9 protein-coding genes are annotated in these 11,750 nt (G+C 70.7%); 6 read left to right on the forward strand and 3 right to left on the reverse strand.

Translation table 11 applies throughout. The features are described 5' to 3' along the window. Nucleotides 1–123: 123 nt before the first annotated feature. The gene (locus ACFWNN_RS31825; RefSeq protein WP_382443631.1) at nt 124–1,749 is read right to left on the reverse strand and encodes a C39 family peptidase; all 1,626 of its coding nucleotides are present in this window, start codon (nt 1,747–1,749) and stop codon (nt 124–126) included. A gap of 63 nt (nt 1,750–1,812) precedes the next feature. On the opposite strand from ACFWNN_RS31825, the gene ACFWNN_RS31830 reads away from it, so the two are divergent. Further along, nucleotides 1,813–4,359 carry a BTAD domain-containing putative transcriptional regulator gene (locus ACFWNN_RS31830; protein ID WP_382443632.1) on the forward strand — a complete coding sequence of 849 codons (2,547 nt, stop codon included), beginning with the start codon at nt 1,813–1,815 and terminating at the stop codon, nt 4,357–4,359. 63 nt (nt 4,360–4,422) lie between these two features. On the opposite strand, the gene ACFWNN_RS31835 is transcribed toward ACFWNN_RS31830, so the two are convergent. Next, a complete protein-coding gene (locus ACFWNN_RS31835; RefSeq protein ID WP_382443633.1) occupies nt 4,423–5,709 on the reverse strand; it encodes an FAD-binding oxidoreductase in 1,287 nt (428 codons plus the stop codon). 10 nt (nt 5,710–5,719) lie between these two features. Next, nucleotides 5,720–6,517 (reverse strand): hypothetical protein, encoded by a 798-nt coding sequence (locus tag ACFWNN_RS31840; RefSeq protein ID WP_382443634.1) that lies wholly within the window; start codon nt 6,515–6,517, stop codon nt 5,720–5,722. A 288-nt stretch (nt 6,518–6,805) separates the two neighbouring features. On the opposite strand from ACFWNN_RS31840, the gene ACFWNN_RS31845 reads away from it, so the two are divergent. The 5 genes from ACFWNN_RS31845 to ACFWNN_RS31865 all read left to right on the forward strand — a co-directional run bounded on the left by ACFWNN_RS31845 (nt 6,806) and on the right by ACFWNN_RS31865 (nt 11,749). Then, nucleotides 6,806–7,840, forward strand: coding sequence for a methyltransferase (locus ACFWNN_RS31845; protein WP_382443635.1), 1,035 nt, complete (start codon nt 6,806–6,808; stop codon nt 7,838–7,840). Nucleotides 7,841–7,889: 49 nt separating this feature from the next. Beyond that, nucleotides 7,890–8,825: a hypothetical protein gene (locus ACFWNN_RS31850; RefSeq protein WP_382443636.1), complete on the forward strand. Its 936-nt coding sequence runs from the start codon at nt 7,890–7,892 to the stop codon at nt 8,823–8,825. A 10-nt stretch (nt 8,826–8,835) separates the two neighbouring features. After that, nucleotides 8,836–9,744 carry a LysR family transcriptional regulator gene (locus tag ACFWNN_RS31855; protein ID WP_382443637.1) on the forward strand — a complete coding sequence of 303 codons (909 nt, stop codon included), beginning with the start codon at nt 8,836–8,838 and terminating at the stop codon, nt 9,742–9,744. A 116-nt stretch (nt 9,745–9,860) separates the two neighbouring features. Next, complete coding sequence (locus ACFWNN_RS31860; protein ID WP_382443638.1) at nt 9,861–11,009, forward strand: CaiB/BaiF CoA transferase family protein; 1,149 nt, start codon at nt 9,861–9,863, stop codon at nt 11,007–11,009. Next, nucleotides 11,006–11,749, forward strand: coding sequence for a crotonase/enoyl-CoA hydratase family protein (locus ACFWNN_RS31865; protein WP_382443639.1), 744 nt, complete (start codon nt 11,006–11,008; stop codon nt 11,747–11,749). The genes ACFWNN_RS31860 and ACFWNN_RS31865 overlap by 4 nt, the downstream gene beginning before the upstream one ends. Nucleotide 11,750 lies beyond the last annotated feature (1 nt).

Here is an 11,750-nt window from a genome sequence, read left to right on the forward strand (position 1 = left end):
ACGCCCCCCCACCCCCACCCCCCCCCCCACCGCCCCCCCCCCCCCGCGGGGCCCCCCAGCCCCCCCCGCCCCCCCGGCGGGCGCCCCCCCCGCGGGGCGGCCCCCCCCCCGGCAGGGGGTGAGTCAGGCGGCCCACATCTGGACGGGCGCGATGTAGTTCCAGCTGTAGAGCTGGTTCGCGCCGTCGTAGCTGCCGTCGGTGCCGGCGCCGTAGGTGTCGTGGACGTAGAACTGGCCGTTGTCGTGGTAGCCGATCACGACCGACAGGTGGCCCGCCGTGGAGCCCCAGGTGCCGCTCATGATCACGAACTTGCCCTGGTCGAGGAACGCGCGGACCTGCGCCGGGGTGAAGTTGCCCTGCTGGACGGCGGCGCCGTTGCGGGCGAGGAAGTCGCGCTCGGACTCCCAGGAGGCGCAGGGACGGGCCGGGTTGCCGCCGCAGTAGTAGCCGGTGATCCAGCCGTGCGCGCCCTTCCACGCACCGGTGCGGCCCCAGTCGGCCATGGTGCGGTTGAAGGTCGTGCCGCGGTTGGAGAACTCGTCGGTGATGTAGCGGCCCCACTTCGAGTAGTGCGAGAACGGCTGGGCGACCTGCACGCCGAACTCGTTGGGCAGCTGGTAGGTCACGAGGTCGATGACCGCGCTGGTCGGGCCGCACGAGGAGTTGCCGTTGAAGTCGTTGCGGGTGTCCCACAGCTGGTGGATGTACTCGGCGCGGTTCAGCCGGCCCATCGTGGTCACCTGACCACCGTCCAGCGACGAGGCCTTGAGGCCCGACGCCTTCACGTAACCGCGCGCCGGGCTGCCGATCACGGCCTCGGCGCCCTCGAAACCGGTCAGCGCGTAGTTGAACGACAGGCCCTCGACGACCCGTGAAGCCTTGTGTGTGGCCAGGTCCTGCACGTAGACGCCGTTGAACGCGGAGAACTGGTCGGGTCCGAGCGTCTTGTCCGACACGCAGCCCATGACCTCGTAGGCGACGCGCGCGCCGTCGGTGCTCCACACGGCGCTGCGGTAGTGGTGCTTCGTCTCGCCGACCAGCGACGTGACCTCGCCGTTCTCCGACGCGAGCCCCAGCCACTGCGGTTCGGCGCCGCCGCAGCGGTAGATCTCGTTGTGCTTGATGAAGCTGACATGCCGCTCGCCCTGGACGTCGACCAGTTTGAAGTCGCGGTACAAAGCCTCGTCACCTGAGCTGATCAGCGGCTTCGCGGCGCCGGACTTCAGGTCGAACCGCACCAGCGAGCCCACGAACGTGCTGTCGTCGGCGACGTCCGGGTGCTCGACGGCCAGCAACCCGCTGCCGTCGGTGGTGAAGCCGAGCAACGACGGCGCGCGGCCCTTGAGCTTGCCCGCGACGACGCCGTCCACCACCACGTTCTCGCCATCGGCGTAGGCGAGCTTCGCACCGTGGAACACCGCAGACGTGATCGCTCCACGAGCGATGAACCGCTTCTTGCCGTAGCGGTCGACGGTGTGCAACGAACCGCCGCTCGTGCCGTCGAAGTCTGAGATCACAGCCGCATAGGCGCCATCGGCAGAGGACGTCGAACGGACTGTGTAGGCGGGATCGCTGACAGCGAAAGAGGCTCTCTTCGCGCCGCCGACGACCACGTCGTAGCCGTCGCCGGACCGGACGGCGTGCGACTGCGCGGGGCTGGTGGAGTAGGGCTCGACGCCCTGAGCGGGGGACACCGCGGCGGCCACCGTGCCGAGTGTCAGCACCAGAGCCAGTGAGGTTCTCGTCATGGTGCAAACGTCCTGGCGCGTGGCATGCGTCCGGTATGCGGTTGGTGGTTACGATCGGGAGTTGTGGAGTTCCGGGTGCTCGGGCCGGTCGAGTGTTACGCCGACGACGGCGTGCGGCTGGGCCTTGGGCCGCCCAAACAACGAGCGGTGCTCGCGTTGCTCCTCGCGCAACCGGGCCGGGTGCTGTCGGTCGACCGGCTGATCAGCGTGCTGTGGGACGACGCCCCGCCGAAGACGGCGTTGAAGAACCTCCAGGTCTACGTCTACCAGCTGCGCAAGATCGTGGGCTCGCGGCTGCTGTCGCGCGCGCCCGGCTACCTGATGTCGATCGACCCGGCCGAGCTCGACCTCACCCGCTTCACCGAACTGCTCGACGCGGCCCGCCGCGAACGCACCCCGCAGGCCTACCGCGAGGCGCTCGCGTTGTGGCGCGGCCCGGCGCTGGCCGACCTCGCCGCGTCCGGGTTGCTGCGCGGGGTCGTGGCGCAGTTGGAGGAACTACGGCTCGCCGCGCGGGTCGAGTGCGCCGAGGCCGAGCTGGACCTGGGCCGGCACGTCGAGATCGTCGCGGACCTCAACGAGTGGGTGCGCGAACACCCGTTGCACGAACGCCTGCGCGAACTGCAGATGGGCGCGCTGCACCGGGCGGGCCGCGCGGCCGAGGCGCTCGCCGCCTACCAGGAGTGCCGGCGCGTGCTCCAGGACGAGCTCGGCGTCGAGCCGGGGGAGTCGTTGCGGCGCCTGCAGGCCGAGATCCTGCGCGCGAAACCCGTCGGTGCGGCGGCGATCCGGCAGCTGCCACCGGACGTCGTCACGTTCTCCGGCCGGTCCCGGGAGCTCGCCCTGATCAAGGGGCAGCCGCGGCAGGACCGGGTCGCGGTGTGCGTGATCACCGGCCAGGCGGGCATCGGCAAGTCGGCGCTCGCGGTGCGGGCGGCGCACGAGATCGCGGCGCGCTTCCCCGACGGCCAGCTGTACGCCGACCTGTCCGACGGCGCGTCCGACCGCGTGCTGAGCCAGTTCCTGCGCGCCCTCGGCGAACGCCCCGGCGACGAGGAGGCGCTGCGCTACCGCTCGCTCACCGCGTCCCGCAGGCTGTTGGTGGTGCTGGACAACGTTGCCACGGCCGGTCAGGTCAAGCGCCTGCTGCCGACAGGCCCCGGCTCGGCCGTGCTGATCACCTCCCGCCGCCCGCTCACGTCGTTGCACGGCGCGTCGTACGTCAAACTCGGTGCCCTGCAACTGGAAGACGCGTACCGCCTGCTGGAGGGCGTCGCCGGGCGGGTCGAGGACGCCGCCGACCTCGTGCGCTGGTGCGGCGGCCTGCCGCTGGCCCTGCGCATCGCCGGGGCGAGGCTGGCCGCCCGTCCACAGTGGACCGCGCCGCTGCTGGCGGCGCGGCTGGCCGACGAGACCCGCCGCCTCGACGAGCTGAGGCTGGGCGACGTCGCGGTGCGCTCGGCGTTCGAGGTCAGCTACGCCGAACTGGGATCCGCCGACGTGGCAAGGGTCTTCCGGCTGCTCGGGCTCCTCGACGGCCCGGACTTCGCGGTCGCCGCCGCCCGCGCGCTGACCGACGTGCCGGACGTGGAGGAGCTCCTCGCCGAGCTCGCCGACGCGCACCTGGTCGAGGAACCGGTGCCGGGCCGGTACGCCCTGCACGACCTGCTGCGCCTCTTCGCCCGTGAACGCTGCCGCGCCACCGAGACGTCCGACGAACGCACCCTGGCGTTGGAACGCCTGCACAAGCACTACCTGGAAGCGTTGGCGGACAACCCGACCGACCTCTGGCTCGCCGAAGAACGCGACAACCTTCTGGCCGCCGCCCACCAGGCCTCCCCGGCCGGCGCGATCGCGTTCGCCGAGGGCCTGTCCTGGTACTTCCGCCGCCGTTCGGAGGTCGCGGACTGGGCGGCCCTGAACACCCTGGCGCTGGAAGCCGCGCGCACGCTGGGCGACCTGCGGGCGGAAGCGCTGGCGCTGAAGGAGCTCGGCGCGGCCTGCGAGCGGGGCTTCCGGTTCGCCGAGGCCCAGCAGCACTGGACGGCCGCCCTGGACCTGGCGCGCGCGTTGCACGACCGCCAGCTGGAAGCCGTGACGCTCAACAACCTCGGCATCGCCCACTGGCGCCGCCGCGACCTGCCCGCCGCCCTGACGTCGCTGGAGGCCTCGCTGACGTTGCGCGAGGAGCTGGACGACGCGCAGGGGGCGGCCTACGTGCGCACCAACCTCGGGCTGGTGCACGCGGCGCTGGGCGATCTGCCGGCTGCGCTGGTCTGCTACGAGGAGACGCTGGCGACGCTGCGGGCGTACGGGGACAGGCCGGGCGAGCTGCACGCGCTGGCGAACATGGCGGACGCCCATCGCCAGCTCGGCTCTCTGGACCAAGCGCTGGAACTGGCGGACGAGGCGTTGCGGCTCGCGCGGTCGGTGGGGGACCGGCAGATCGAGGCCGGCGTGCTGCTGGACCGGGGGATCGTGCACGAGCTGGCCGGTCGGGCGGGGGAGGCCAAGGCTTCCTACGCCGAGGCGGTCGAGCTGTCGCGGCGGATCGGGTTCCGGTGGGGGGAGACGGAAGCGGGTCGTCGGCTGGCCGGGCTGGAAGGCTAGGCCGGTTGGACCTCCCCGCAGGCCGTCAACTCGCGCCCAAGCCTCACCCCCACCCGGATCCCACTACCTCCCGGCCGAGTATCTGCCCGGCGCGAACACGCCGCCCGGATCCAGCGCCTGCCCGATCCTGGCCTGCAACGCCGTCGCCGCCACCGGCCTGTCGACGTCCCGGCGGTACGGCAAGAACCCTTCCGCCGCGAAGGTGTCGTGCAGCCGGTCGAGCGTCTCCCGCGCCTCCGCGGCCGCGGCGAGGTCGCCCGGCGGGAAGCCGATGCCGATGACGTGGTCCACGGTGTCGCTGTCGAGCACGTTCATCGTCACGCCGGGAGCGGACGGGCAGCAGTCGCGCACCAGCTTCTCCGTCAGCGTCACGGCCTCGCCGGAGAACGGCACGATCGGCAGGAACATCAGGAGCCCGAGTTCGGCGTCGACGCGGTCGGCGGGGCAGCCCGTCGTCTTGCGCAGGAACCAGGTGTCGGCCGGGTCGGGCTCGCCCGCGTAGGTCCGCCGGACCACCTCGTCGGCCGCCGAGGCCGGTGCGGCGAGCAGCGGGGACCGGCGCGCGGCGTCGAGCAGCACCGAGCTGAGCGCCTCGACCACGTCGCCCGACCCGCTCAGGCACACGTGCGCCAGGTAGTCCCGCACGCCGTTCGCCTGGGCCGCGACCGGGTTGTAGACCTTGGTGGTGGGCGGGATCAGGCGCTGGGCCGTCCACTCGCGCAGCACGTCGACCGCGTCGGCCAGGTCGTCGCGCTCGAAGGTGAACGGCAGCATCCGCACCTCCTCCGGGCGCGGCAGCAGGCGGACCACGGCGGCGGTCACCACCGCGAACGACGACTGCGTGAAGAGGTGGGTGAGCGTCGGGCCGAGGCCGTGCGTGCGGGGGACGGCGGAGGTGCCCGGCCACCAGCCGACGTGGTGGCGTTCGCCGTCCGCCAGCACCACTTCGAGTCCCACGAGGTCCTCGGCCCTGGCCCGGTGCACGCCCACACCTCGTTCGAGGGCGTTGCCGATGACGCTGGTGTGCAGGGAGGAGCCGGTGAGGTTGAAGATCCTCGGCGTGTCCCGCACCAACTCCGCGAGTGCGCCCTGGGTGACGCCGGGTTCGACGACGGCGTAGCCGCGGTCGAGGTCGAGGGCGCGGACCTGGTCCAGGCCGCCCAGGTGCAGGACGGTGGCGCCGTCCGCGACCGGCAGACCTGAGCCCAGGCCCCAGTTGTGGCCCGTGCTGATCGGGTGCAGGGGGCCGCGGCCGGACCGGACGATGGCCACGACCTCGTCGGCGGTCGCGGGCCTGAGGACGTCGGCGATCGCGCGGGTGCGGAAGGCCGCGGGGTGGTCGATGAGCACGGGGTCGCTCCTAGTGGTGTGCGGCGAAGGTGGCGAGTCGTTGCCGGGCCAGCTTCTCCGCTGCTTCGAGGCCGGTCTCGGTCTTGCCGCCGAGCTGTTCCATCAGCAGGCTCTGCTCGGTGCGGCCGCCGAAGCGGTCGCACACCCACAGGTGCGCGTCGTACATCTCCTGGATCGCGCCGCGCACCTCAGCCGCGTCGTCGTGGCTCAGCCGGGCCATCGCGCCGTCCTGCTTGAGCTTGCGGAACTGCACGACGAGCTCGCGGTGGTCGCGGGTCTGCAGGCCGCTGAAGCCCGCGTTGACGACCGGCGGCACCATGGTCTCGCGGACCACGCCGTAGATCTCGGGCGGGAAGTCGGCCGCGTACCGCATCGCGTGGGCACTGCTGCGGCACAGCCAGGCGAAGTCCTGGACGGCGTCGGCGTCGGCCTTGTCCCGCAACTGCTTCACCGAGATGATCAGCAGCTGCATCAGCACGAAGAACCGCTGGTGGCCCACGAGCCACCGGTGGTTCGCCGCCGCGGCCGGGTCCTCGGCGTGCCACGGGCGGTCCTCGCTCGCCGGCAGGGTGGTGGAGGTCAGGTAGCCGCTGACGCCGATCAGCATCCGCTCGGGGTCACTGTCCACAGTGGTCCCGTTCGCGGCGAGATCGCGCTGGACGAGCAGATCGCTCAACAGAATCGCGCCCGCGAGCAATGCGGCGCTGTCGCCCTCGGCGCGACGAATGACGAAGAAATCGTCGTGCACCTCGCAGGCGGGAGGAGAAGTGTCTTCCGGCGTGAATCCGGTGTCCAGGTTATCCGTCATCCACCGGATCAATTGGTCCCGAACCACCGAGTTCCGAAACTCCATGGCCTCGAAATGATCCGCGGGAATGTCCAGCAGCAGCGCCGACAACCGTTTGGAAACGTCCGAAATGGACGATGGCAACGCCGTGGGCAGCGGCAGGACGAGCGGGAGCTGGTCGCCAGGTGCAGCGCCAGTGTTCATTGATCAACTCCGGGACCCCGGTGTGACTACGGACGGTGAGTGATCATTACGATAGGTGGCCCGCGTCTCGCAGAGCCGCGATCACCGTGAGGATGACTCGAATTGGTGACTTCGACTGTCGCCCCTGTCACACCGATCCCGCTGATGGAGCTGACCACGGGATTCTGGAAGTTCAAGGCAATGGCCGCCGCCGTCGACATCGGCCTTTTCGCCGCCGTGGAACGGCGTGGTGAAGCCACTTTCGCGGAGCTCGTCACCGATCTGGGACTGCACGCGCGCCCGGTGCGGATGCTGCTCGGCAGCTGCACGGCGATGGGGCTGCTCGTCCGCTCGCACGGCCGTTACCGCAACTCCGGTCTCGCGGCCGAGTTCCTGGTGCCCGGCAAGGAGCACTACTTCGGCGGGTTCGTGCAGTACTCCGACCAGCACGCCTACCCGGCGTGGGGGCGGTTGCAGGAGGCGTTGCGCACCAACGCCCCCACGACGTGGGACTCGTCCACTCAGGACAGTGCGTTCGTCGCCGAGACCGAGCCCGCGATCCTGGAGAACTTCTGGGAGGCCATGTTCTCCCTCTCGGCGTTCACCGCGGAGGCCCTCGCCGACGCGCACGACTTCACCCGGCACCGCAGGCTGCTCGACGTCGGCGGCGGCATGGGCCCGTTCCCGATCGGCCTCTGCCGCCGGCACGAGCACCTCACCGCGACCGTCTACGACCTCCCGCACATCGCCGAGAAGTGCCGCGCCAAGGTGGCGGAGCACGGCCTGGGCGACCGGATCTCCGCGCACGGCGGGAGTTTCCTCGCCGACGCCGAGTTCCCGGCGGGCCACGACGTGATCCTGCTCAGCATGATCCTGCACGACTGGGACGAGCGGACGTCGCGGGACATCCTCGCGAAGTGCTACGCCGCACTGCCTCCTGGCGGCGCCGTGATCATCTGCGAGCTCGTGCTCGACGACGACGAGACCGGTCCGCTGCCCGCCGCCATGATGGGGCTGAACATGCTGGTCGAGACCAGGGGCGGGCACAACTGGACCGACGCCGAGTACCGGGAGTGGCTGACCGGCGCGGGTTTCCGCGGCATCGAGACGGTCCCGATGCACTCGGCCGGGGCGAACGCCGCGATCATCGCCTACAAGTAGCGACGGAAGTCGGTAGCCGGGGCCGGGTGCCGCGGTGAGGATCGGCAGGATGACGAGAATCCTGATCTCGCTGCTCCTCCTCCTGCTCACCCCGGCCACCGCGCACGCCGCCGCGAAGACGTGCGAGCCGGTGATCACGGGCAACGGCCCGTCGCTGCACCCCGAAGGCGTCGCGTACGACCCGCTGCGCGACCAGTTCCTCGTCGGGTCCGTCACGCACGGCACGGTGTCGCGTGTCGTGCGGGGCCAGGCCCGCACGCTCGTCGACGACCCGTGGCTGATCACCACGATGGGCATCGCGGTGGACGCGCGACGCGGCCGCGTGCTCGTCGCCAACGCCGACCTCGGGCTCGCCGACCGCAGCAGGCCGGAGACCACCAGGGCGTTCGCCGGGCTCGGCATCTACGACCTGCGGACCGGAAAAGCGCTCCACCGCGTCACGCTCGCCACCGGGCCGGGCCACTTCGCCAACGACGTCGCGCTCGCCCCCGACGGCACGGCGTTCGTCACCGACTCCATCTCCGGCACGGTCCACCGCGTCACGCCCGGCGGCCACGCCACCACGTTCGTCCAGCACCCCGACCTCGCGCAGCCGCCGACCGGGGGCTGGGGCCTCAACGGCATCGTGCACGTCGGTGACAAGTTGATCGCGGCCCTGTCCGGCGCGCGCAAGCTCGCCGTCATTCCGCTCCGCGACCCGCAGAACGTCACCACGATCACTGCTCCGATCGGCGCGCCGGACGGCCTGCTGGCGTTGGGCCGCAACCGCTTGCTGCTCGTCGACAACACCGCCGCCAACCGGCTGGTCGAGGTGCGCACGCAGGATCGTTGGCAGACGGTCGAAGTGGTGAAGGAGACTGCGTGGCCGGACAAGGCGCCGACGACGCTCGCCCGGACGCGGTGCGGGGTGTACGCGCTGGCCGGAAGGCTCGACGTGCTGCTCGGGGGAGGCCGCAGCGACGAGTTCGTACTCCGAAAGGCCTAGTGTTGGCGGAGTGGAACTGCTGCATCTCCGATACTTCGTCGCGGTCGCCGACGAGCTCAACTTCTCGGCGGCCGCGCGGAAGCTGCACATGGCCGCCTCGCCGTTGAGCCAGCGGATCAAGGACCTCGAACACGAGCTGGGCCGGCAGTTGTTCGACCGCAGCACCCACCACGTGGCGCTGACCGACGCCGGCACCGCGCTGCTGCCGATCGCCCGGGACGTCCTCGACCGCGTCGGTTCCATCAAATGGCGCCTCGACCAGGCCACGAAACCCGACCGCACCACCGTGTTCGTCGGCATGCCCGCGGGCGTCCACCCGGTGCTGCGCGAACGCCTGACCCTGCTCGCCGAGCAGGTCGCCGACCGGTTCGAGGTCAAGCGCTGGCCCGGCACGACCACGGACCTCGTGGCGGCGGTGAAGGACGGCAGGCTCGCGCTCACCCTGGCGAGGCTCCCGATCCGGGAGCCCTCGCTGGACACCCTGCACGTCATGTCCGAACGGCTCGGCGCGGTCGTTCCGGCCGATCTGTTCGAAGGGAAGAAATCGGTCAAACTCGCCGATCTCACCGAACTCGCGTACGCGAAGTCGCCGGAAGAACTGATACCCGCCTATTTCGAGCTGCTCGACCGGCAATTGCACGATTTGGGCATCAAAAAGCGCATCCAGCTCAGCAACACCGGCTACCAGGGCACCTCGGAGATCGTTTCCGGAGGCCTCGGGTTCTCGGTCTCGATGCTCGACGAGGACAGCTCCATGCGCGGCTACCAGCTGGAGAACATGGCGATCCTGCCGTTCGAGGACTTCCGCGCCCAGCTCGACACCGGCCTGCTGTGGCGGCACGACCGGGCGTCGGGCGGCGACCTCGACGAGCTCGTCGAGGTCGCCAAAGAGGTGTTCGCGGAGCCTCTCGTCAAATAGAGAATGGTGTGATCGCTCTGGTCATACCATTGTTCGCGAGCTGATCGTTCCCTTTCTGTTCGTCCCTCACTAACGTCGGTGGTGCAGGAAAACGAACAGGTGCGAAAGGACGAACGATGAAGGACATCACCGCCGGTCCGCTGGACGGCGTGCGGGTGATCGACCTCTCGACCGTGGTGATGGGCCCGTACGCGGCCCAGATCCTCGGAGACCTCGGCGCCGACGTGATCAAGATCGAGTCGCCGGTGGACACCGTCCGCAACGGCCGCTACCGCACCACGCCGGGCATGACCGCGTTGAGCCTCAACGTCAACCGCAACAAGCGCAGCGTCGCGCTGAACCTCAAGGACGAGGACGACCGCGAGACCGCGCTCAAGCTGATCGACACGGCCGACGTGCTGATCACCAACATGCGTCCGGGTGCGCTGAGCAGGCTCGGGCTGAACTACGCCGACGTCGCCGAGCGCAACCCCGGCCTGGTCTACGCCCACGCCCAGGGCTTCCGCGGCGACTCCGACCGAGCCGGGATCGCCGCCTACGACGAGACGATCCAGGGTGCGTCCGGCCTGGTCGACATCGCGAACCGCGCGATCGGCAGGCCCGTCTACCTCCCGACGATCCTCGGCGACAAGGTGTCGTCGCTGACGATCGCCTACAGCGTGCTCGCCGCGCTGGTGCACCGGAACAACACCGGTGAGGGGCAGCGGGTCGAGATCCCCATGGCCGACACGATGATCGCGTTCAACCTGGTCGAGCACCTCGCCGGGCACGCGTTCGTGCCGGAGGAGGGGCCGACGGGCTTCAATCTGTCGATGGCCAAGGGCCACCACGCCGTGCACACGAAGGACGGCCTGGCGTGCGTCGTGCCCTACAACCCGCAGAACTTCCGCGACTTCTTCGCTGCCGCAGGACGTCCCGACCTGGTCGAGGACCCGCGCGTCGCCGGTGACCGCATCGACCCGGACGACAGCGACGACCTGATGGGCGTCGTCGACGAGTGCGCGTCCGCACTGTCCACTGAGGAATGGGCCGAGGTGTGCGCGAAGCACAGCATCCCGTTCGGTCCGGTGCTGGAGCTGGACAGGGCGCACGAGGACCCGTACGTCCGCGACGGCCACCTGCTCGACGAGGTGCAGCACCCCAGTGAGGGCGCGGTTCGCTCGATCGGCATCCCGGTCAGGTTCTCCGCCACGCCCGCCACCGTCCGCCGCCTGGCCCCGCTGCCGGGCCAGGACACCGCAGAAGTGCTGAAGGAGTTGGCATGAGCGAGGTTCGCACCGAACGCGTCGGTTCGGCACTGCTGATCACCCTCGACCGTCCCGAAGCCCGCAACGCCGTCAACGCGGCCGTCGCGACTCGGCTGTCGGCCGCCCTGGACGAACTGGAGTCCACGCCCGACCTGCGGGTCGGCGTCCTCACCGGCGCGGGAGGCTCGTTCAGCGCCGGCATGGACCTCAAGGCCGCGCTGAAGGGCGAGTCGCCGGTGGTAGGCGACCGCGGCCTCGGCGGTCTCACCGAAGCCGAGTTGAGCAAGCCGTTGATCGCCGCGGTCGAGGGGTTCGCGCTCGGTGGCGGGTTCGAGATGGCGCTGGCCTGTGACCTGATCGTCGCCGCGCAGGACGCGCGGTTCGGGTTGCCCGAGGTCAAGCGCGGCCTGATCGCCGCCGCCGGGGGAGTGGTCCGCCTGCCGCAACGGATCCCGCACCACCTCGCGATGGAGATCCTGCTGACCGGCGAGCCGATCGACGGCGTCCGCGCGGGCACGCTCGGCATCGCCAACCGGGTCGTGCCGCCCGGCGAGGCCGCCGCGATCGCACTCCAGCTCGCCGAGCAGATCGCGCTGAACGCCCCGCTGGCGCTCGCCGCCGTCAAGGAAGTCGTGCGCTCCCCGGACCCCTGGGCCGCGCAACGCACCGCAAGCGCCCGCCTGATGGGCACGGCCGACGTCCGCGAGGGCATGACCGCGTTCGCCGAGCGCCGCGCTCCACAGTGGACAGGACGCTGAT

Source organism: Lentzea sp. NPDC058450, assembly GCF_042721395.1.
In the GTDB taxonomy this organism is placed as follows: Bacteria; Actinomycetota; Actinomycetes; order Mycobacteriales; family Pseudonocardiaceae; genus Lentzea.

Coding starts and splice junctions, on each gene's coding strand:
- ACFWNN_RS31865 (WP_382443639.1), top strand. CDS start 11,006: ATGAGCGAGGTTCGCACCGAACGCGTCGGTTCGGCACTGCTGATCACC.
- ACFWNN_RS31850 (WP_382443636.1), top strand. CDS start 7,890: ATGACGAGAATCCTGATCTCGCTGCTCCTCCTCCTGCTCACCCCGGCC.
- ACFWNN_RS31860 (WP_382443638.1), top strand. CDS start 9,861: ATGAAGGACATCACCGCCGGTCCGCTGGACGGCGTGCGGGTGATCGAC.
- ACFWNN_RS31840 (WP_382443634.1), bottom strand. CDS start 6,517: ATGACGGATAACCTGGACACCGGATTCACGCCGGAAGACACTTCTCCT.
- ACFWNN_RS31825 (WP_382443631.1), bottom strand. CDS start 1,749: ATGACGAGAACCTCACTGGCTCTGGTGCTGACACTCGGCACGGTGGCC.